Origin of the sequence: Asticcacaulis aquihabitans, assembly GCF_032490435.1 — a bacterium.
Classification (GTDB): Bacteria; Pseudomonadota; Alphaproteobacteria; order Caulobacterales; family Caulobacteraceae; genus Asticcacaulis.
The window spans coordinates 783,085-802,433 of sequence record NZ_JAVGWM010000003.1 but is presented as its reverse complement, the minus strand read 5'-3'; the positions used below and the strand labels follow the sequence as shown (position 1 = coordinate 802,433).

General features: G+C 58.7%; 23 protein-coding genes and 1 other RNA gene. 5 read left to right on the top strand and 19 right to left on the bottom strand.

What is annotated here, in order from left to right:
• Positions 1-62: 62 nt before the first annotated feature.
• The 10 genes from ftsL to RCJ00_RS14350 all read right to left on the bottom strand — a co-directional run bounded on the left by ftsL (position 63) and on the right by RCJ00_RS14350 (position 6,386).
• A complete protein-coding gene (gene ftsL, locus RCJ00_RS14395) occupies positions 63-512 on the bottom strand; it encodes a cell division protein FtsL (protein WP_316222779.1) in 450 nt (149 codons plus the stop codon).
• A complete protein-coding gene (gene rsmH / locus RCJ00_RS14390; RefSeq protein ID WP_316222777.1) occupies positions 509-1,489 on the bottom strand; it encodes a 16S rRNA (cytosine(1402)-N(4))-methyltransferase RsmH in 981 nt (326 codons plus the stop codon). Before rsmH ends, ftsL begins: the two co-directional genes overlap by 4 nt.
• Complete coding sequence (locus RCJ00_RS14385) at positions 1,486-1,944, bottom strand: division/cell wall cluster transcriptional repressor MraZ (protein WP_316222775.1); 459 nt, start codon at positions 1,942-1,944, stop codon at positions 1,486-1,488. Before RCJ00_RS14385 ends, rsmH begins: the two co-directional genes overlap by 4 nt.
• 351 nt (positions 1,945-2,295) lie before the next feature.
• Positions 2,296-2,907, bottom strand: a complete 612-nt coding sequence (locus RCJ00_RS14380; RefSeq protein WP_316222773.1) for a M15 family metallopeptidase — start codon at positions 2,905-2,907, stop codon at positions 2,296-2,298.
• 153 nt (positions 2,908-3,060) lie between these two features.
• Positions 3,061-3,458: RNase P RNA component class A (gene rnpB, locus RCJ00_RS14375), an RNA gene on the bottom strand.
• Positions 3,459-3,476: 18 nt separating this feature from the next.
• A complete protein-coding gene (locus RCJ00_RS14370; RefSeq protein ID WP_316222772.1) occupies positions 3,477-3,836 on the bottom strand; it encodes a DUF423 domain-containing protein in 360 nt (119 codons plus the stop codon).
• A 9-nt stretch (positions 3,837-3,845) separates the two neighbouring features.
• On the bottom strand, positions 3,846-4,331 hold the full coding sequence (locus RCJ00_RS14365) for a L,D-transpeptidase family protein (protein WP_316222771.1): 486 nt from the start codon (positions 4,329-4,331) through the stop codon (positions 3,846-3,848).
• Entirely contained in the window at positions 4,331-5,080 is a 750-nt protein-coding gene (locus RCJ00_RS14360) for an N-acetylmuramoyl-L-alanine amidase (RefSeq protein ID WP_316222769.1), read from the bottom strand. Before RCJ00_RS14360 ends, RCJ00_RS14365 begins: the two co-directional genes overlap by 1 nt.
• A gap of 125 nt (positions 5,081-5,205) precedes the next feature.
• Positions 5,206-5,520 carry a hypothetical protein gene (locus RCJ00_RS14355; protein WP_316222768.1) on the bottom strand — a complete coding sequence of 105 codons (315 nt, stop codon included), beginning with the start codon at positions 5,518-5,520 and terminating at the stop codon, positions 5,206-5,208.
• Between the two features lie 185 nt (positions 5,521-5,705).
• On the bottom strand, positions 5,706-6,386 hold the full coding sequence (locus RCJ00_RS14350; RefSeq protein WP_316222767.1) for a TerB family tellurite resistance protein: 681 nt from the start codon (positions 6,384-6,386) through the stop codon (positions 5,706-5,708).
• A gap of 223 nt (positions 6,387-6,609) precedes the next feature.
• On the opposite strand from RCJ00_RS14350, the gene RCJ00_RS14345 reads away from it, so the two are divergent.
• Positions 6,610-7,497: a hypothetical protein gene (locus tag RCJ00_RS14345; RefSeq protein ID WP_316222766.1), complete on the top strand. Its 888-nt coding sequence runs from the start codon at positions 6,610-6,612 to the stop codon at positions 7,495-7,497.
• 137 nt (positions 7,498-7,634) lie between these two features.
• Positions 7,635-7,826 (top strand): hypothetical protein, encoded by a 192-nt coding sequence (locus RCJ00_RS14340; protein WP_316222765.1) that lies wholly within the window; start codon positions 7,635-7,637, stop codon positions 7,824-7,826.
• Positions 7,827-7,840: 14 nt separating this feature from the next.
• On the opposite strand, the gene metH is transcribed toward RCJ00_RS14340, so the two are convergent.
• From metH to RCJ00_RS14305, 7 genes are all read right to left on the bottom strand, one after another.
• Positions 7,841-10,516: a methionine synthase gene (metH, locus tag RCJ00_RS14335; RefSeq protein WP_316222764.1), complete on the bottom strand. Its 2,676-nt coding sequence runs from the start codon at positions 10,514-10,516 to the stop codon at positions 7,841-7,843.
• Entirely contained in the window at positions 10,513-10,911 is a 399-nt protein-coding gene (locus RCJ00_RS14330; protein ID WP_316222763.1) for a DUF4259 domain-containing protein, read from the bottom strand. The genes metH and RCJ00_RS14330 overlap by 4 nt, the downstream gene beginning before the upstream one ends.
• Complete coding sequence (locus tag RCJ00_RS14325) at positions 10,912-11,913, bottom strand: D-alanine--D-alanine ligase family protein (RefSeq protein ID WP_316222762.1); 1,002 nt, start codon at positions 11,911-11,913, stop codon at positions 10,912-10,914.
• Between the two features lie 120 nt (positions 11,914-12,033).
• Positions 12,034-12,711 (bottom strand): type 1 glutamine amidotransferase domain-containing protein, encoded by a 678-nt coding sequence (locus tag RCJ00_RS14320; protein ID WP_316222761.1) that lies wholly within the window; start codon positions 12,709-12,711, stop codon positions 12,034-12,036.
• Between the two features lie 72 nt (positions 12,712-12,783).
• Complete coding sequence (locus RCJ00_RS14315) at positions 12,784-13,848, bottom strand: homocysteine S-methyltransferase family protein (protein ID WP_316222760.1); 1,065 nt, start codon at positions 13,846-13,848, stop codon at positions 12,784-12,786.
• A gap of 110 nt (positions 13,849-13,958) precedes the next feature.
• On the bottom strand, positions 13,959-14,882 hold the full coding sequence (gene metF / locus RCJ00_RS14310) for a methylenetetrahydrofolate reductase [NAD(P)H] (RefSeq protein ID WP_316222759.1): 924 nt from the start codon (positions 14,880-14,882) through the stop codon (positions 13,959-13,961).
• Positions 14,883-14,898: 16 nt separating this feature from the next.
• Complete coding sequence (locus RCJ00_RS14305) at positions 14,899-15,855, bottom strand: ArsR/SmtB family transcription factor (protein WP_316222758.1); 957 nt, start codon at positions 15,853-15,855, stop codon at positions 14,899-14,901.
• 147 nt (positions 15,856-16,002) lie between these two features.
• Here RCJ00_RS14305 and RCJ00_RS14300 point away from each other — a divergent pair, with 147 nt between their 5' ends.
• Together RCJ00_RS14300 and RCJ00_RS14295 are read left to right on the top strand one after the other, a co-directional pair.
• The gene (locus RCJ00_RS14300; protein ID WP_316222757.1) at positions 16,003-16,365 is read left to right on the top strand and encodes a DUF983 domain-containing protein; all 363 of its coding nucleotides are present in this window, start codon (positions 16,003-16,005) and stop codon (positions 16,363-16,365) included.
• 120 nt (positions 16,366-16,485) lie between these two features.
• Complete coding sequence (locus RCJ00_RS14295; RefSeq protein ID WP_316222756.1) at positions 16,486-16,665, top strand: YegP family protein; 180 nt, start codon at positions 16,486-16,488, stop codon at positions 16,663-16,665.
• Between the two features lie 72 nt (positions 16,666-16,737).
• Here the strand turns inward: RCJ00_RS14295 and RCJ00_RS14290 are convergent, their stop codons facing one another.
• Entirely contained in the window at positions 16,738-17,013 is a 276-nt protein-coding gene (locus RCJ00_RS14290) for a hypothetical protein (protein WP_023456666.1), read from the bottom strand.
• A 506-nt stretch (positions 17,014-17,519) separates the two neighbouring features.
• Positions 17,520-18,056 carry an inorganic diphosphatase gene (gene ppa / locus RCJ00_RS14285; protein WP_023456665.1) on the bottom strand — a complete coding sequence of 179 codons (537 nt, stop codon included), beginning with the start codon at positions 18,054-18,056 and terminating at the stop codon, positions 17,520-17,522.
• Positions 18,057-18,273: 217 nt separating this feature from the next.
• Here ppa and RCJ00_RS14280 point away from each other — a divergent pair, with 217 nt between their 5' ends.
• On the top strand, positions 18,274-19,095 hold the full coding sequence (locus RCJ00_RS14280) for a DUF599 domain-containing protein (protein WP_316222753.1): 822 nt from the start codon (positions 18,274-18,276) through the stop codon (positions 19,093-19,095).
• The last annotated feature ends 254 nt before the right edge of the window (positions 19,096-19,349 follow it).

Here is a 19,349-nt window from a genome sequence, read left to right as displayed (position 1 = left end):
CCAAACACGGTCGGCCACCCATTGGAAGCCGGATTGGGTCAAATCGAAGAACCGAATGCTCATCAATGCGCTCCCGCCTTGGTGGTTACGGCAATCAGGTCACTGTGCGGCTCACTGACGGGGGCGGGAACCGCAATCGGCGCTGCGGGCGCGGGTGTCGTCTGTGTCGGCGGGGCGACGGGCTTAGACGTAGCGCGGGAAATTTCGCCGAGCGATTCCAGGCGCGCTTCGTGATTGGGCTCAACCGCCTTCATGCCGAGGTACTGTTTGGCCAGGGCCTCCAGGCGGCCGGGGCGCTCCAGTTGCGCCACCTGGATTTTGAGATCGTTGACGGCTCCCTGCTCTGCCGCGATCTGACGATCGAGATCGTTCATGCGGCGAACGTCTTCGCCTTCCTTCGCCTTCGACAGACAGACCCAAAAAATCAGACCGAAAACCAGTACCAGGCCGATTAGCTCGATCAGCCGGATGCCGCGGACGCGTTGTTCGAAAAGTCGCATAAAGCCGTTCATGAGCGAACCTTTTGCTGACGGGGCGGAGTGGAGGATTGCGAAAGCGGTACGGAGGTCCGGCGCACAGCGCGCAGCTTGGCCGAACGGGCGCGCGGATTGGCCGCGATTTCCAAGTCGGACGCCTGCACGGCCTTGGCCGTAACCAAAGTATAGATGGTGGGCTTGGTTTCGATCTTTTGCGGGGCGTAGCGCGAACCGGCCGATACCTTGCCCGCCTTTTCATTGAAGACGGTCTTTACGATACGGTCTTCCAGCGAATGGAACGTCACCACCGCCAGCACGCCGCCCGGCCGAAGCAGGGTCTCGGCGACATCCAGCGCGCGCTCCAACTCACCCAGTTCGTCGTTGACAGCAATACGCAGAGCCTGGAAGGTCCGCGTGGCCGGGTGGACGGCGGCGCCGCGGCGACCGCCCAGGGCCCGCTCAACCACTTCAGCCAGATCCAGCGTACGCTCAAAGGGCCGCTCATCCCGACGTTTGACAATGGCGGCGGCAATACCGCGCGACTTGTGCTCCTCGCCGTACAGCCAAATAATGTGCGCGATGTCGTCCTTGGCATCGAAATTGACGATATCGGCGGCCGATTTGCCGGTCACGCTCATGCGCATATCCAGCGGGCCGTCGCGCATAAAGGAAAAGCCGCGATCGGCTTCATCAAGCTGCATGGACGAGACGCCGATATCGAGCACAATAGCGTCGCACGCATCGTGACCCAAGTCCGCCAAGCCTTCCCGCATTTCCGAAAAGCAGCGATTGACCCATTGGAAGCGACCCGGAAAATCAGCGACAAGGGCATCGACATAAGGCTTGACGCGGGCGTCGCGATCGAACGCGATGACAGTCGCGCCTTTTTCAAGGATGGCGCGCGAATAGCCGCCGGCGCCGAAGGTGCCATCCACCACCAGCTTGCCGTTCACGTCACCCAGCGCGTCCAGCACTTCGGGGAGCAGAACGGAAATGTGCGCCTGGTCGCTCATATCATTGCCTCGCGCTTGGCAAAGGCAGCGGCGACCATGGCATCCTGTTCGGCCAGGTATTTGGCGTAGGCGACCGGCTCCCAGATCTGGAAGCTTTCGCCCATACCCGCAATCACGACATCGCCGGTCAGGCCGAACGTCTGACACAGCTTTTCCGGCAAGGTGATGCGACCGGCTGTGTCGAAGCCGAGCTTATGCATCGAGGCATAAAAGCGAGTCTGCATGGCGGCGCGGGTTGCGGTCATTGGCGGGTATGAATTGATCACGTCACGTTGCATGGCGAAAAACGCCGCTCCACCGCATTCGATGCATCCGGCACTGATCGCGGGAAAACAGTACACCCCCTCGAACGGCTCGATGCCGGGAACCGCCGCCAAGGCTGTGGCGCGGAAATCCGACGGCACCAACAGGCGCCGCTTCGCATCCAGCTGTTTCTCGTGGGTCGAGAGAAACACGTCCCCGTTCAGGCCATTTTGGCCTGCTCCCTGATATCCCTCGAAGCGTCCAACCGGCCCTCCCGGCCAGATCATCTTCGGGACCAGATAGGGTTAACATGGGATTAAATGGGATGCAATGACTCTGGCTGACACCAAATAGGGATTCTGCGCATAAACCGGCCCAATAGTGGATAAGTATAGAACGAACGTGGAACATTTATACTTACGCCTGTACGCTAATCGAACCTGACTTAAACAAGGAAGATCGGCGCCATGGCCCGGATCCGGGGCGCCAGCCAATATTGGCCCGCCCGACGCTTTTGCGATACCAGGGGTTGTACGCGTAAGTATTTAATACAGACTTAATGGTTAACGGCCACGGGCGAGTCGCGCCGCTTCGAAATGCATGCCGTCCGGGCGCAGCCAGCCGCCGCCCCAGCGCCAGCCTTCCGTGCGGAAAGCATTTACGACATAGCGATTTTCAGCCAAGGCGAAATTGGGAGCCCCGTCCCCCAAGGCATTGCGGTTCGGGTCGAAATCGACGGCGCAGCCATAGGCGTGTGTCGACAGCCGGCCACCGTCTCGGACAGGACGGAAATTATAGCCACCACCAATCGCGGACAGGCCGACACGATCGATTTCCGCCTGGCTTTTGCCGGCCTGAAGCCAGAGTGTCGCCACAATACGTGTCAGCGAAGGCGCCGCCAAGCGATGGACCTGAAGGCCTGTAATTGCCAGTTTCGAATTCCATGCGGCGTGGGCGTGCCAAGGCAGCCGGACCGTGACCAGATTATCCGCCTCCCATTCCGCGCTGGCCTTGGACGCGCCCCCTACAGCGCCGGTCGGATCGCCATAGGCGGACCGGCAATCGTCGACATGCGGCCATGAACTCGGCATCATTGGCGGTACGGAAAGAACCAGATCCTGCGTGCGGTTCAACGAACAGGCAATCAGCGGCGTGACTATGGTCAGAGCGACCATATGACGTATTAAATTTGAAAAGCGGGATGCGGTCATGGGCTCCGGTGAAATACGCCACCGAACGGATATATGGCACGAAACAGAGGATATGCCGGGGCCGACCGCCGCTGCCCGACACCGCATATATAGGCCACGATTGTGGCAAAAACGGGAAGGGCCAGATGACCTGTAAGCCGGGTTCTGTCCAGCGGAGTTGCCTCCGCATGGGCGATCATTCCTCTTGGCCGGCCATTGCTGGACGGCTCACGCAACCTACCCGAACGGTCTGGGGCGGTAATGCCCTGTCGCCGGTTGTCCGGTACGACGCGCCGTTCCTATTTGGTCTTGCTCCTGACGGGGCTTGCCATGCCGTGTCCGTTACCGGAAACGCGGTGCGCTCTTACCGCACCCTTTCACCCTTGCCGAACCGGAGTTCGGCGGTCTGCTCTCTGTGGCGCTATCCCTGGGGTCACCCCCGGCGGGAGTTACCCGCCGCCATATTACCGTGGAGCCCGGACTTTCCTCTGCTTCGTGAGAGACCTCACATCCACAGCGACCGCCCAGTCATCTGGCCCAGAGGCGCTTGTAGTTCAGTTGCGCGGCTCGATCAAGGCACCGATCACGAGAAGCAGCCAGCCCAATATCGTCAAGCCACCACCGATGGGCGCCAGCATGGCCAACGCAGTTAAGCCGGTGGAGACATGAAGCAGAATTTCAAGCGCGAAGAGACCGCTACCCGTCAGCATGAGCGCGATGGGTAAGGCGCGGCGCCAGTTGCTGACAAGCTGCGTATTGACCAGGGCTAGGCAGGCGGCCGCATGGAACAACAGGAACTGGCCCCCGACAGCCAGCAGGCCGACCTGCGGGGGATGGGACCCGGACGCCAGCATGACAACGCCGGCAAGACCCCACAGAGCGGCAATGGCGAGGATAATACGTTGTCCGGTCATGCGTTGTCCTCAAGGCTTGATGTCTATGGGCGTACCGTCCGCGACGCTCGCCCACAGATCGTCTATGTCGTTATTACTGACTGCGATACAGCCCGCCGTCCAGTCATAAGGGATTTTAAGGCCACCCGACAAGGTGCCGTTCGGCTGGCCGTGGATAAAGATATCCCCGCCAGGCGAAACGCCGCGAGCCTTTGCCTGAGCCCGGTCGGTCGCATTGGGATAGGAGATTTTGAGGGACCGGTGATAGCCGCTGCCGCGATTGCGGCCTGAAATCGCGTAGGTGCCCTCCGGCGTGCGTCCATCGCCCTCTTCCATCTTATGACCGGCCGGGTGAGGCCCCAGCGCGATGTGATAGGTTTTCAGGACATTGCCTGCCGCGTCCAGGGTCGATAGACGACGTGACGCCTTCCACACTACAATGCGCGCGACCCGCGCGGCCGAAACACCGGCCAATGCCAGCGCCAGCGGAACACAGACCAGGTCACGGCGCCGCATCAGGCATCCGTCAGGCTGATATGGCGCAGCAATGCCATCAAGGTAACGCGTAGTTTCGCATCGGCGCGACCTTCCAGATCACCGCCGATCTGATCCGGCAGCCAGTGACGCTGGAACGCGGTGACAACTGTGGCCGTTTCCGTGTCATACGGCCCGCCCGCCAGGATATTGTACCCCAGCTTACCGAGCGCGGATTGCAGGGAAAATACACCAAGCCCTTCATCGCCCATGCCTAACGGCGGCCCCATCGCCCCTTCGGGCGGCATGTCGGGCTGGACCCAGAGCCCGTGACCGTGCGCCGCCAGTTCCTGCCAGGGGAAGCGTTCGCCCGGATCGGTCTTGCGCCCCGGCGCGACGTCGGAATGACCAAGTATGCGATGATCGGGAATATCCCAGCGCTCCCGGATGTGGTCGAGTAAGCCGATGACGGCGTCGATCTGCGCCGGCGAAAAGTCGGTGTAACCGAATTCGTGACCCGGATTGACGATTTCTATGCCGATAGATGCACCGTTGATGTCGGTTTCGCCCTTCCAGAAGCTCACACCGGAATGCCAGGCACGGCGTTCCTCAGCGACCAGGTGAAACACGCGCCCATCCTCTTCAACCAGATAGTGCGCAGACACCTGACTTGCGGGATCGCACAGGCGCTCCAACGCGGCCTGACCGGTCATCATGCCTGTGTAATGCAGCACCACCATGTCAGGCGGGCCTTTGCGTTCATTAAAATTTGGGGACGGCGTTTCGATCATGGCTGCTTTCTTACCGGCATCCTCGGTTCCCACCAAATAAAAATATGCCAATCAAGGACATCACCAAACAAAAACGCCGCCATCATACGACGGCGGCGTTCGAAATCTTATTGGAGAAAAGACTCCTAGTAGACGGTCCAGGTAGACCCCTGCTTGCGGGCCTCATAGACACCCTTGCCATCATCGGCACGCAGGTGAACCTTGGCCGGCTTGCGGGTGACAAACGCCATAAGCGCCATGCCGCCGACAACCACAGCGCCGACAACAGCGACCGAAGCCGCGAACACGACCAGCAAGGCCAGAGCGGCCATGACGGCCACGCCCGCGAGAACCATAGCCAAGCCAGTCACCACACGCGCAATCAGATTTTTGCGGCGGACCTGGCCCCACGGCTGATAGCTGCGGGTAAAACGGGCAAACGACGTTTCACGCTGGTTCATGAACTCAAGCCTCTTACAAAGAAAGACAATAGATGTCTCTTATATCAACAGATTGGCACGATTAAGACCTACGTCAACCTCTTGCAGTGCAAAAGGCATCAATTTTAGGCCTCTTCCGTGTCAAACGACCGGCTATTTCAGGCAAACTAACTGTAAATGCCTAAAAATCCTGTAAAAATTCGCGCCTATGCTGCGGCGCCACGTTCCTTCACAATTTGGTCATATGCCGAGTTGATCAGGGCCGTTTTCTGAGTATAGAGCGCCTCGAAGTCGTCAGGCAGACCGCGCGCCCGTATGCGATCAGGATGGAAATCGTTGAGGCGCGAACGCCGCGCCAAACGAATATCGTCGTCGCTGGCATCGGGCGTCAGGCCCAGAATATAATAAGGATCTTCCTCGCTCAGCGGCACGTAACCCGCACGCACGCGGCGGTACGCCGCCTTGCTGACGCCAAACAGCTCGGCCACGGTTTCCAGGTAATTTTCTTCCTGGTGGCTAAGGTGTCCGTCGGATACCGCGATATGAAAAAGGCCTTCCAGCACATCTTCGAGAATCTGCGGGCAGTTGCTGTAGCGTTTGGCCAGACGGCGGGCATAAGATTCGAACCCGAGCGAGGTCTGGCGCGCCAAGTCGTAGAGGCGCATGACGTCGCGCATCGCCTTCTGGTCTGGCTGAAACACATGCAGGAAAGCCGTCTGTTCAACGTCATGGGCCAGACCGTCGGCCATGGCCAGCTTGGCACCTAAAGCCGTCACCGCCGTCGCGAAGGCAGGATCGGCGCCCGGCGGCCCTTTCGGGCATTCCGTGCACTCGGCGGCATCGAACTTGCGTACCGCCAACTGGGCCAGGTTTTTCCAGAATGACATCTTCACTCGCAGACTTATGAACCCTGATCTTAGCCGAAATGCGGCGGGATGTGTGCTTAACTTTTCTTAATTGGATGAATTTCCCGGTAAAAAACTTTACTAATGGCGATTTTATGCCTTGTTTTCTGTATAAGGAAGCCATTCGGCCAAAACGCCTGTGCGCTTTTGCCGCAATCTTCTATAGGGTCGGTGGCGGCCCCAAATCGAACGTCCGGAGTGTCATTTGCGCCTGTTGAAGTCGTCCCTGCTGTGTTTGAGCGCTTGCGCCCTCGCCCTGTCCGCCATATCGGCGGAGGCAAAACCCAAGGCGCAGCCCGCAACGGCAAAAAAGGCCGCCTCCGCTCAGGTCGTACCGGCGGCGAACAGTCCCGCCGTTACCGGACGGAATACCGACGGCTCGTTACGCACGCCCATTCTCGACGACGCGCCGTCGGACGATTTCCTGAAAGTTGCCTGGTGCCATGGCATCCTGTCCGGCAACATGGAAATCGCCGAAATGATCGACTCGGTCGCGCCCGTCGACGATCAGATCCAGAAGATCGGCATGTCCTACCTGCGCTCCTACGAAGCCGCCCTGACGCTTTCGGGACGCGGCAAGGACGAAGCCCAGCACAAGAAGGCCGAGCAGGTGCGCGACTATGGCTACAACCAATGGAGTGCCACCCGCGCCGCGCCGCCTAAGGAGGCCGCTTTCGCCTATGCCAACTGGCAGTTGCCGGGAGAATGCGAACACGCCGCCGTACGCCTGTCCGGCCACCCCAACCTGTTCGCTGAAATGGCGACGGACGAGGAAGCTAGCGCCATCGCCGCAGCCCTAAGTTCAGGCGGGCCGCACAATTACGAAGAACTGCCAAAGCCGATTCTGACGGCGCAATCCGCGCCTGTCGACGGCGACGCGCCTGTGTCCAGCAACACCCTGGCCCGCCGCGTCACGGCCTCCAGCACCCTGCCCTCCGTATCCGACGTGAAATCGCAGGGCGATGGCACGGCGGAGACCACCCTGCCGACCCAGACGGTCAACGACCCTAACCACGTTGAAAAACGTAAGTGGTCGGATGGCCTGGGTTACCGCCTGGGGTGGAGCAATACGCCAAAGAAGAAGATCAATTAACGGTATTTTTGACCGCAATCGGCGATTGCTGCAACGCGAACACCGTTAACCGCGCCTTAACCTGCTGTGGATAGTCTGTATCCTGTACGTGTAAAAGTTCAGGAGTATAACAGTCCACGGTAGAAAGCCGGTCCCAAATGAGCTCGATTGAATCGTTAAGCGCCTGTGTCTCGCCCCTCCAGACCGCGAAGGTCTTCAATCCAATGCGGCCGGAATATTACCGCGCCGATGAGATGAAGGCGACAAAGCCGAAAGACACGTCGACACGCGACGGTCCGGCCGTGAAAATCACTCTTTCGGACGAAGCCAAGGCCGCCATAAAAGGCTGAAGCCTTGGACCGGACTAAGGCACGTAGTTGAGAATCGGCGACAGCCAGCGCTCGGCTTCGTCGACCGTCCAGCCCTTTCGGCGGGCATAGTCTTCCACCTGATCCTTCTCGATCTTACCGACGCCGAAATAGTGCGCCTTCGGATGGGCAAAATACATGCCCGACACCGAGGCCGGCGGCGTCATGGCCAGCGATTCCGTCAGTTCCATTCCCGTCCGGTCGCGCGCATCGAGCAGGTCGAACAGCGTCCATTTCTCCGTATGGTCCGGCTGGGCCGGATAGCCCGGCGCAGGACGAATACCGCTATATTTTTCGGAGATCAGCTCTTCAATCGACAAGGCTTCATCGGACGCATAGCCCCAAAGCTCACGGCGGACGCGGGCATGTAAGGCCTCGGCAAACGCTTCGGCCAGACGATCGGCCAGAGCGGTCGCCAAAATGGCGTTATAGTCATCGCCCTTGGCCTTGAACGCCTTGGCGATTTCCATCTCGCCATGGCCCGCGGTGACGGCGAAGCCGCCGATCCAGTCCGGCATGCCCCCAGGACGCGAAGGATGGGGCGCTATGAAGTCCGACAAGGCCGTGTTGCTTTGACCTTCCCGCGTCTTTTTCATCTGCTGGCGCAGAGTCTGGAAGCGCGCAATCACCGTCTCACGGCTTTCGTCGCCATAGACTTCGATATCGTCGTCCGGCGTGGCGTTGGCCGGCCAGAAGCCGACGACGCCGCGCGCTTCAAACCACTTTTCGTCCAGAATCTGTTTCAACATGGCCCGTGCATCGGCATAGAGGCTGCGGGCCGCTTCGCCGACAATGTCGTCTTCCAGAATGGCCGGGAACTTGCCCGCCAGTTCCCAGGTCGAGAAGAACGGCGTCCAGTCGATATGGTCGGCCAGGTCATGCAGATCATAGGGCGAGAACGTCTTCAAACCGAGGAAAGACGGCGCAACCGGCGGCTCCGCGGCGAAGTCGATCTTGAACCTGTTGGCCCGCGCCTCAACCAAGGACGACCGTGGCTGGGAATTGCCCTTGCCATAGGCCAGACGAACCTTTTCGTAATCGGCCTTGGTGTCGGCGACAAAACCGTCGCGTTCCGTTTCCGACAACAGGTTGGACACGACGCCGACCGCGCGTGAGGCGTCGAGCACATAGACTACCTGATTATTGACATAGCCTGGCTCGATCTTGACCGCTGTGTGCGTCTTCGACGTCGTCGCCCCGCCGATCAGCAGCGGGATATCGAAGCCCTGACGCTGCATTTCGCGCGCCACGAAAACCATTTCGTCTAGGCTGGGCGTAATCAGGCCGGACAGGCCGATCATATCCACCTTCTGCGCCTTTGCCTCGGCCAGAATACGATCGGCCGGCACCATGACCCCCAGATCGATGACCTCGTAATTATTGCATTGCAGGACCACGCCGACAATGTTCTTGCCGATGTCGTGGACGTCGCCCTTGACCGTCGCCATCAGGACCTTGCCCGCCGCCTGATAGGTGCCGCCAGCGGCGACGTGCGCCTCTTTTTCCGCTTCCATGAATGGCATCAGATAGGCCACCGACTGCTTCATGACGCGGGCGGACTTGACCACCTGGGGCAGAAACATCTTGCCGGCGCCGAACAGGTCACCAACCACGTTCATCCCGGCCATCAACGGACCTTCGATGACGTGTAGCGGACGGTCGGCCTGCTGGCGCGCCTCTTCCGTGTCCGCCTCGATAAATTCAGTAATGCCGTGGACCAGGGCGTGTTTCAGGCGCTCAGCCACGGAACCCTCACGCCAGACCAGATTGGCCACCTGCACCTGACCTTTTTCGCCCTTGTACTTTGGCGCCAACTCGACCAGATATTCGGTATTGGAGATGTTGTGACGCTGCGGCCGGTTGAGAATGACATCCTCGACCGCCTGACGCAGTTCGGCATCGATATCGTCGTAAACGGGCAGATCGCCCGCATTGACGATGCCCATGTCCATACCGGCCTGGATAGCGTGGTAAAGGAAGACGCTGTGGATCGCACGGCGCACCGGTTCGTTGCCGCGGAAAGAGAAGGAAACGTTCGACACGCCTCCGGACACCCGCGCATAGGGCAGTGTTCTTTTGATGGCGCGAGTGCCTTCGATGAAGTCCACGGCATAGTTGTTGTGCTCGTCGATACCGGTGGCGACCGCGAAGATATTCGGATCGAAGATGATGTCTTCCGGCGGGAACCCGACTTCGTCCACCAGCACACGATAGGCCTTGGTGCAGATCTCGATCTTGCGTTCGGCCGTATCGGCCTGTCCCACCTCATCGAAGGCCATGACCACCACGGCGGCGCCATATTTCAGGCAGGCGCGCGCCTGTTCCTTGAACTTTTCGATCCCTTCCTTCATCGAGATCGAGTTGACGATGGCCTTGCCCTGAACGCACTTAAGGCCCGCTTCGATAACCTCCCATTTGGAGCTGTCGATCATCACCGGCACGCGGGCGATATCAGGCTCGGCTGCCATCAGGTTCAGGAAGGTGCGCATGGCCACTTCCGAATCCAGGAGGCCTTCGTCCATATTGACGTCGATAATCTGAGCCCCGGCCTCGACCTGCTGACGCGCCACGGCCAGGGCTTCGGTATAGTTGCCCTCGACGATCAGCTTCTTGAACTTGGCAGAGCCGGTGACGTTGGTGCGTTCGCCGATATTGATAAATGTAGGGGTCATTCTGTCTTCAGTGCTTGATCGACGGATGCGACAATGCCGATCCATTCATTGTAATTACCGCTGTCGAGATACAGCTCACGCAGTTCGGAATCGCCCGTCGTCAGGCGCTTGAGGACTGCCCGGGCCATCGGGATCAGATCATCCGGCGGTGAGCCCATGGCCTCCAGTGTCATATAGTAGTCCTGGGCCGAAATGTCGCTCTTTCCGGTCGCTACCGTAATCAGGGCAGCGCCCGCATAGGCCCGCGCCCCTTCGGCCAACTCGACATATTCGCTGTTGGCACGCACGTCGTCGAACGCCAGCCGCACCATGTCCCAGGACGGCGTCGCCTCCAGCTCCATCATGAAGTCTGCGGCATCGTCATTGTCGAAGGGTCCGTTGGACCAGGCACCCATCTATTTTCCCGCCCGCTTTACAGCCAGGTCAATCTGGCCATTGAGGAAGTCAACAAAATCGATCCCTTGCGCCTTGAGCGACTTCGGATAGAGCGACGCCTTGGTCAGTCCGGGCAAGGTGTTGGTTTCGAGATAGACCGGCCCACCATTTGTTTTAGCGTCCGAAATAATGAAGTCGGACCGCGAATACCCCCGACAACTCATCGCCTTGTGCGCCTTGATGGCCAGCCGTTGCAACTCGGCATTGACCTCCGGCGCGAAGCGGGCGGGACAGATTTCCTGGGTCGTCGATTTCAGATATTTGCCTGCATAGTCGAACGCGCCGTCGCCGGGGACGATTTCGACCGGCGGCAGGGCGATGACCGATCCATCGGCCTGTTCCAGAACGCCGCACGTCGCCTCCGGACCAGTGATGAAGGGTTCGATCAGGTAAGCCATGCTGGCTGATTCGCGCCGAACGGCGGCGATATCCTGCGAGGCATTGACGTAGATCAGGCCATAGGACGACCCTTCCTGGGCCGGCTTTGCGATCAGGCGGCCGTAATGGGATAGGGCTTCGTCGGCTTCGTCCAGTGATATGGTCGAAGGCGAATAGACCCCCGCCAGACCGGCGAACAGCTTGGCCGCCGTCTTGTCGAACGCCAGGTGCGATGCGGCCGAGCCGGAGCCAGTAAAGGGCACATTGCGCGCTTCGGCCAGCACTTGAAACTGACCGTTTTCCGCCGTACCGCCATGCAAGCCAAGCACCAGAACCCGATCTTCGGCCGCCGCCTTGTCGAGCGCTTCGGCCATTTGACCCAGCTTCGCGCCGTCGGCCTTGAAAGCAACCTCGAACGGCTTCTCATGACCGAGCAGACGACCTTGCGATGTTTCAAATACCGTGCCGTCGAGGTCCCAGAACCACAGGTCGGCCTCAGGCAGCGCCTGGGTCAAGGCCTGCGCCGACGCTACAGAGACAAGGCGTTCGCGGCTTGTGCCGCCAAAGAGTATGGTTGTTCGCATCCGTCAGGTCTCAAAAAAAAACAGTTTCAATCTTCGCCGCTTACACGCTCAATGCCGCTAAAGGCCGCCGCACGCAACACCCTTTCGGTGCGGCAGGCCCGCCCACCGCACCGAAAATCTTTACGCCTTAAGAAGCCCCAGCAAAGCCTTGGCCCCGCCTTCGGACGAAGCCGGATTTTGGCCAGTGACCAAATGCCCGTCCGTTATGACATAGGCGCCCCAATCCGCGCCCTTTTCATAAAGTCCGCCCTTACCTTTAAGCTCATCCTCAACGAGGAACGGCACCACGTCGGTCAGGCCGACAGCCGCTTCTTCCGAATTGGTAAACCCGGTAACGCGCTTGCCCTTGACCAGGTATTCGCCGCCAATTTTGACGTGGCGCAAGACCCCCGGCGCGTGACACACGGCACCAACCGGCTTACCGGCCGTATAAAAGGCTTCGATCAGGGCGATGGAGGTCTTGTCTTCGGCCAGGTCCCACAGGGGACCATGCCCGCCGGGATAGAAAACGGCGTCGAAGTCTTCCGCCTTAACCTCTGACAGTTTCGCCGTCTGAGCCAGTACGGCCTGCGCGGCATCGTCGGCTTTGAACCGCAATGTGGCTTCCGTTTGCCCCGACGGCTCGTCGCTCTTCGGATCGAGCGGCGGCTGTCCGCCGTTCGGCGAGGCGACCGTAACCTGCGCGCCCGCATCCAGGAACACATAGTAGGGTGCGGCGAATTCTTCGAGCCAGAAACCGGTCTTTTTGCCAGTGTCGCCCAATTGATCGTGCGAGGTCAGAACCATAAGAATTTTCATGAAGGTCTTCCTTTGAAAGCCCCGCCCGCCCCTAAGATGGGCATGTCGGCAGCCAGCGCAACCTGAATAGCTCTAGCTAAGTTCGAACGGTTCCAGTCCGGCTAAACGCAAAGCCTTTGGGCGCTCGGGAATCTGGCGCGGCGTAACACCGGCCACTTCGTCGGCCACGTGCTTGATGTGATCGGGCGTGGTACCGCAACAGCCGCCCAGGATATTGACGATGCCGTCCTTGGCCCATTCGTGCAATTCGTGCGCCGTCTCATGCGGCTGTTCGTCGTACTGCCCCATCGCATTCGGCAGGCCGGCATTGGGATAGGCGGCAACCAGACAGTCGGCGACGCGCGCCATTTCGGCGATGTGGGGCCGCATCAGATCGGCTCCCAGGGCACAGTTGAAGCCGACCGCGAACGGCTTGGCGTGCTTGACCGAATTCCAGAACGCTTCGGCGGTTTGGCCCGACAGGGTGCGCCCGGACCGATCGGTGATCGTGCCGGAAATCCAGATCGGCAGCGCCTCCTGCCCCTCGTCTTCCAGGTCCAGGATCGCCTTGATCGCCGCCTTGCAGTTTAGCGTGTCGGTGATGGTTTCGATCAGGTAGAGGTCGACACCGCCCTCGTACAGCGCCGCCACCTGCTGGCGATAGGCCTGATAGACCTGATCGAAGGTGACGAGGCGGGCGCCGGGGTCGTTGACGTCCGACGACATGCTCAACATCTTGTTCAGCGGCCCGATCGAGCCGGCGACAAAGCGCGGCTTGTGTGGTTCGCGGGCGGTCCATTCGTCCGCCTTGGCGCGGGCGATCTTGGCGCCTTCGCGATTGATGTCGATACAGGCTTGCAGGTCGAGGTGATAGTCGTCCTGAGCGATGGTCGTGGCCGAAAAGGTGTTGGTTTCGGAAATGTCCGCACCGGCGGCATAGTATTGGTCGTGCAGGTCCGAAATGATGTCCGGCCGGGTCAGGCACAGGATATCGTTATTGCCCTTCATCTGGCCGACGTGATCCCTGAAGCGTTCACCACGAAAATCGGCTTCGTCCAGTTCGCGCCGCTGGATCATGACGCCCCAAGATCCGTCGAGGATCAGGATGCGTTCCCGGGCGGCCTGTTTCAGGGCGGCGATACGGTCTGTACGGGTCATGGTCTTTTTTCCTGAGCATCCCGCCGAAACGGGAGGTGGCGCTGGTACGCCTGGGGTTTAGTCTTCAGTTCAGCCGCGAAAGCGGCTTCTGGGCATTTGGCGAAGGCGGATCATTGCGCAGCCACCGTAATACCGAGGATACGGCAGATCGCGAATACAAGATCGGCCCGATTGAGCGTATAGAAGTGGAAATTTTCCACTCCTTCGCGTTCGAGACCCAGACACAGCTCAACGGCCACCGCCGACGCCAGCAGCTTGCGCGTTTCGGCATCGTCGTCCAACCCGTCGAACAGGGCCGCCAGCCACGCTGGAATTTGGGCGTCGCAGGCCGCAGCCATGCGGCGCAAGCCCTTGAAATTCGTCACCGGCATGATGCCCGGCGTCAGGTCGATCTGGATGCCCGCGTCGGCCACGGCGTCACGGAAACGCAAAAAGGTGGCCGGCTCGAAAAAGAACTGGCTGATACCGCGCGTCGCCCCGCTATCGACCTTCTGGCGCAACACGTCGAGATCAAAGGCCAGTGATGGTGATTGCGGATGCTTTTCCGGATAGACGCCGACGCTGACCTCGAAATCGCCGATACGGCGGATGGCGGCCGTCAATTCCGTGGCATTCTGATACCCATCGGCACGGGGAACATAGTCACCGAAACCAGAGGGCGGATCGCCACGCAGAGCCACGATATGGCGCACACCTGCGTCCCAGTAACCGCGGATCACCTCATCGACCTCATCGCGGGATGCATCGACACAAGTCAGGTGCGCGGCAGGTTTCAGCTCGGTCTGGTCAAGCATGCGCTTGACCGTCCGGTGCGTCCGTTCGCGTGTAGACCCACCGGCGCCATAGGTGACGGATACGAAGTCCGGATTAAGCGGCGCCAGGCGACGAATGGACTCCCATAGGGTCGTTTCCATCTCCTCCGTCTTGGGCGGAAAGAATTCGAAGGAGACCTTCAGATTCTGGCCGCCGGCAGCCAGCGAACGGGCGATGGGGGCAAGCTCTGGCTTAAGCGCGGGATTTAAGGTGGGGCTCATAATACTCTCTTGCCGTTCAGGCTTTCTGGACTAGCCAGATTTTTACGGTCAGGCCGGCGTCGGCCTTGGGCGGCAGCTGGGTGACGTTGACCTGAGTCAGGCCGGCAGCGTCAAACCAGTGGCCCATGTCTTCGTCCAGCATGCCCAGCCGGCGATGCTGATATTGCTCGCGCATAATTTCCAGGGTGTGATGATCGAAATCGACGATAAGCAGACGACCGCCGGACCTAAGCAGGCGCGCAGCCTCAGCGATCGCGCGGCCCGGGTCGGCCAGGAAATGAAGCACCTGATGGATGATAACAAGATCGGCGGCACTCGCGGGCAGGCGGGTGTCATAGATATCGCCATGGCGGAAATCGGCGCCGTCAATTCCGGCGTCGAACGCCTTGGACCGTGCGATGTTGAGCATGTGCTGCGACAAATCTATACCAATCGCGGTTCTGGTATCGCGCGCCAGCAGTTCCAGCATCCGGCCCGATCCGGTGCCCAGATCGACAACCCGGTCATAGGCAAACCCCGACAGAGCCTTCAGGATCGCCTGCTCGACGTCGCTTTCCGACACATAGTGGCTGCGAATTTCATCCCATTTCGGCGCGATCGTTTCGAAGTAACCTTCCGCCGACTTGCGTCGTGACAGGCGCACGGCTTCCAATTGCCGTAAGTCTTCGGCATAGGACTCATCAAGCGCATTCAGAATGGCGTCGAGCAGCGGGCGAATGGCAGGCGCAGACGCCAGGCGATAAAAGACCCAGGCCCCGTCCGGAAAACGCTCAATCAAACCGGCTTCCGTCATCAGCTTGAGGTGACGCGAGACGCGCGGCTGGCTTTGATCGAGAATGGAGACAAGCTCCATCACCGACAACTCTTCCCGCGCTAGCAAACGCAGGAGGCGCAGGCGTGTCGGTTCGCCCGCTGCCTTTAAGGCCTCAAGGAGGGTATTGAAATCCGTTTTTATGGGCTGCGAGCTACTCATATAATCATATAAAGATATCTTTATATGGCTGGCAAGCAAAATCTGCACCTGATCTGCAGCCGCGTAGAATTCATGCGTCAGCATGGCACATGGTAATTTTAGACGATATACCCCATTCTATAGACTCAGAACAGTGAGGTTATGGCTATGAGAGACGGTGTCGACTTGGGAACGGCCTTGATGCGCGGCATTACGCGTAAATGCCCGTGCTGCGGCCAGGCTCCGGCATTCCGCGGCTATCTGAAGGTTGTCGATGCCTGTCGCAACTGCCAGACGCCCCTCAGCGTCTATCCGACCGATGACGGTCCGGCCTACATCACCATGATCCTGATCGGGCATCTGGTCATTGCGCCGGCGTTCATGTTCGGCATCTTCTATACCTATCCAATGCAAGTCCTTGTGCCTGTGATGGTCGGCGCGATCGGCTTACTGACCTTGGCGGCGCTACCTTTCGTCAAGGGCGCCTTTCTTAGCCTGATGTGGTATCTCGGCCTGAAACAGGCTCGATAGATAAAGGCGCGGCATATCGCGCAATCAGGTCGCACAATCGCGCCGCACAATCGGGCTTGACAGCGGTTCGCCTTCAGCGCGAAATGACCATCCGGTTTACGCTGGCAAGGAGACACGCCAATGGCTCACAAGTTTGAAATCCGCAAGAACAAGGCGGGCGAATTCGTCGCTTACTTCACCTACAATGGGGAAAGCATCTTCTGGACCGAAGGGTACAGTTCCAAGGCATCCGCCAAGCACGCGATTGAATCGATCAAAAAAAACGGCCCTCCGGCAGAAATCGACGACCAGACGGATTAAAATAGGTAAGGCGGCCTGCCAAGCAGACCGCCTTACCTTATTCTACCAGTGTTTAGCCTGTCCAAATACCGGTCAGGCCATTGTCAGAGCATCCTGAATAAGCGCGATAGATCCTTGCGCTTCTTCGGTGCACTCCATCGATAGGCGGTCTATTTCTTCCTGTGCAAAACTGCGCATCAACAAGGCTGCCTGAGGGGATAAGGCCATCAGTGTACGAGTCGATGCGCGCGCCAGCGCCAGGGCAGCGTCCACGTCAACCAAATTGGCCGTGTCGCGAGCGACAGCCAAGGCATAGAGACGTGAAGCCACATTCGGGGAGGAATTAGGCATCATTTTCTTTTTGGACATGGGGTGAATACAAACTCTTGGAACTGGGCCCGAAACCAGAGGATGCAAAACACACACGACACATCCGGGCCATAGGCAAGGCATACGCTTTATTGCCCTTTATAATAGTCATGAATGTGACAAAAACCAGACAATACGCCCATACCGCATTGCGCGCAAAAGTTGCCATCTAATTGTAATAATGAAAATATTTCAGGACGCCATCGGATAAAATTTCGAAATTATCCGATATAAGCAACATTATCCACTGAGAGCGGTCCCATTTAATAAATTATACGGTTCTGCGGGATTTTTTTTCTAGGCCCTAACACCGTTCGGGGAGATTATGGCCAAATTAGGGCAGCATTTGTCCAGAAAGGTGGCGTGCGGAGAGGATAGCGTGTCATACGCCCTTTCGCAGGGAAAAATCGCTCAGAAACCAAAACGCCGGCCGCAAATGCGGACCGGCGTTCGATGCAGAATGGCAAAAACCTGTTAACCCGTTTTCTGATTAACCAAGGTTCTGGCTAGCCAACTTTTTGTGCCAGGCGCTCCTGACCGTCTCGGATCAGTTGCGCAGCCGCTTCCGGCTCGACCCACCCCAGAACATTGGTCATCTTGTTCTTTTCCAGATCCTTGTAGTGCGCGAAGAAGTGCGTGATCTGGTCGATCAGGATCGACGGCATCTGACGATAGCTCTGGATATTGGTGTAATAGGGGTGCAGCTTGTCAACGGGCACGGCCAGGATCTTTTCGTCGCGGCCGGCCTCATCTTCCATAACCAAGGCGCCGATCGGACGGCACCGGATGACAACGCCCGGATAGACAGGCGTCGGACCGACCACCATAATATCGCAGGGGTCACCGTCATCGGCCAGGGTATGCGGAATGAAGCCGTAATTGCCCGGATAGAACATGGAGGTGTACAGGAAGCGGTCAACGAACAGGGCACCTGAGTCCTTGTCCATCTCGTACTTCACCGGCATACCGCCCTGGGGGATTTCAATGACGGCGTGGACATCCCACGGCGCGTTTGGACCAACGGAAATTTTGTCGATATTCATTGTTTGTCTTTGGGCTTATCTTTGGGTTTGTCTTTGGAAAGCTGTGGTTTAGGTCGTAAAGGTGCGCTTTCATAGGCTCTGCTCTTCTTTCGCACAAGCGAGGAAACTATAAAAAGGCGAGGTTTCGGACAAAATTCCATGACGAAGTCCATCGAAGCCTCCTATACAGGTCGCATAATACGCCACCCTTGCCCTGAAGAAGCCGTCGGGAAACCTCATGTCTTTCCTCTCCAACCTGATAGATGCCGCCAAAGACAGCCCGCTCGACATCGTCGGTCTCGCCATCTTCATGTTCTGCTGGCTCGGTTATGAGCCGTTTCTAAAACGTATTTCGAAGAGCCGGGGCCTGATCACCAAGGACCTCAGCGTCGTACGCCGCGCCTGGATGAAGGAAATGATCGTACGCGAGGTCAAGCTGTTCGATTCGAACCTCATGGCGCACGCGGTCAATTCCGCCACAAATTTTTCGTCAGCCAACCTGTTGCTGATCGCCGCGGTTGCCGGCGTCCTGTTCGGCGGCCATCTGCCGATAAAATCGATGTCGGCGCTTGGATTCGACGTCTCATCGGTCGTTTTGTTCCAGATTAAGCTGGCCCTGGTCGTCGTCTGCCTGTCACGGGGCTTGCTCGACTTCATCTGGTCCCTGCGCCAGATGAACTACTGCGCCGCCGCTATGGGCTCCCTGCCCGAAAATATGGACGAGGACACGGCGGCCAAATTCACCAATGCCTTGACCAATATACTGGAACCGGCCATGTCCAGCTTTTCGCAAGGGGTGCGCGCCTATTACTTTTCGCTCGCCGCGGCGGCCTGGTTGATGGGTCCGATTTACCTGGCGGTCGCCAGCATCGGCGCGGTTCTTCTATTGGGCTGGCGCCAGTCCCGGTCGCAATCTGCGCGGGGTCTGAAACAATTGCGTGAACTTCTGGAAGAGCATCCCTATCCGACGCCGCCCCGTCCTATCAATATCCCCACCTCCGCAGATGCGGAAAAAACAAGTGAAAATATTGCGCCGCACAATGCCAAAGGTGGCTATTAAAAGAGCCTACCTCTCAGGACGCAGTCCCCACCTGAGCCTGTAATGATACGTGATCATATTATGTTACATTTTGGCTTGATATTTTTTGCACCGCAAACTAAATTTACCTCGTTCGGCGCTTTTCAGCGCTGATGCCCTTCCTGGGCGTTTCCTCCCTGTAGACTTAGCCGCGCTCGAGCAGCGCGGCTTTTTTTTGCCCGCATGCCGGCTTAGAGCGCTTTCCGAAAAGTGTGCCGCACTTTTCGGATATAAAA

What these genes read in the sequence shown, in the direction of transcription:
- ftsL (WP_316222779.1), bottom strand. Translation starts at nt 512, where the DNA reads ATGAACGGCTTTATGCGACTTTTCGAACAACGCGTCCGCGGCATCCGG.
- rsmH (WP_316222777.1), bottom strand. Translation starts at nt 1,489, where the DNA reads ATGAGCGACCAGGCGCACATTTCCGTTCTGCTCCCCGAAGTGCTGGAC.
- RCJ00_RS14380 (WP_316222773.1), bottom strand. Translation starts at nt 2,907, where the DNA reads ATGGTCGCTCTGACCATAGTCACGCCGCTGATTGCCTGTTCGTTGAAC.
- RCJ00_RS14370 (WP_316222772.1), bottom strand. Translation starts at nt 3,836, where the DNA reads ATGACCGGACAACGTATTATCCTCGCCATTGCCGCTCTGTGGGGTCTT.
- RCJ00_RS14365 (WP_316222771.1), bottom strand. Translation starts at nt 4,331, where the DNA reads ATGCGGCGCCGTGACCTGGTCTGTGTTCCGCTGGCGCTGGCATTGGCC.
- RCJ00_RS14360 (WP_316222769.1), bottom strand. Translation starts at nt 5,080, where the DNA reads ATGATCGAAACGCCGTCCCCAAATTTTAATGAACGCAAAGGCCCGCCT.
- RCJ00_RS14355 (WP_316222768.1), bottom strand. Translation starts at nt 5,520, where the DNA reads ATGAACCAGCGTGAAACGTCGTTTGCCCGTTTTACCCGCAGCTATCAG.
- RCJ00_RS14350 (WP_316222767.1), bottom strand. Translation starts at nt 6,386, where the DNA reads ATGTCATTCTGGAAAAACCTGGCCCAGTTGGCGGTACGCAAGTTCGAT.
- RCJ00_RS14340 (WP_316222765.1), top strand. Translation starts at nt 7,635, where the DNA reads ATGAGCTCGATTGAATCGTTAAGCGCCTGTGTCTCGCCCCTCCAGACC.
- metH (WP_316222764.1), bottom strand. Translation starts at nt 10,516, where the DNA reads ATGACCCCTACATTTATCAATATCGGCGAACGCACCAACGTCACCGGC.
- RCJ00_RS14330 (WP_316222763.1), bottom strand. Translation starts at nt 10,911, where the DNA reads ATGGGTGCCTGGTCCAACGGACCCTTCGACAATGACGATGCCGCAGAC.
- RCJ00_RS14325 (WP_316222762.1), bottom strand. Translation starts at nt 11,913, where the DNA reads ATGCGAACAACCATACTCTTTGGCGGCACAAGCCGCGAACGCCTTGTC.
- RCJ00_RS14320 (WP_316222761.1), bottom strand. Translation starts at nt 12,711, where the DNA reads ATGAAAATTCTTATGGTTCTGACCTCGCACGATCAATTGGGCGACACT.
- RCJ00_RS14315 (WP_316222760.1), bottom strand. Translation starts at nt 13,848, where the DNA reads ATGACCCGTACAGACCGTATCGCCGCCCTGAAACAGGCCGCCCGGGAA.
- metF (WP_316222759.1), bottom strand. Translation starts at nt 14,882, where the DNA reads ATGAGCCCCACCTTAAATCCCGCGCTTAAGCCAGAGCTTGCCCCCATC.
- RCJ00_RS14305 (WP_316222758.1), bottom strand. Translation starts at nt 15,855, where the DNA reads ATGAGTAGCTCGCAGCCCATAAAAACGGATTTCAATACCCTCCTTGAG.
- RCJ00_RS14300 (WP_316222757.1), top strand. Translation starts at nt 16,003, where the DNA reads ATGAGAGACGGTGTCGACTTGGGAACGGCCTTGATGCGCGGCATTACG.
- RCJ00_RS14295 (WP_316222756.1), top strand. Translation starts at nt 16,486, where the DNA reads ATGGCTCACAAGTTTGAAATCCGCAAGAACAAGGCGGGCGAATTCGTC.
- RCJ00_RS14290 (WP_023456666.1), bottom strand. Translation starts at nt 17,013, where the DNA reads ATGTCCAAAAAGAAAATGATGCCTAATTCCTCCCCGAATGTGGCTTCA.
- ppa (WP_023456665.1), bottom strand. Translation starts at nt 18,056, where the DNA reads ATGAATATCGACAAAATTTCCGTTGGTCCAAACGCGCCGTGGGATGTC.
- RCJ00_RS14280 (WP_316222753.1), top strand. Translation starts at nt 18,274, where the DNA reads ATGTCTTTCCTCTCCAACCTGATAGATGCCGCCAAAGACAGCCCGCTC.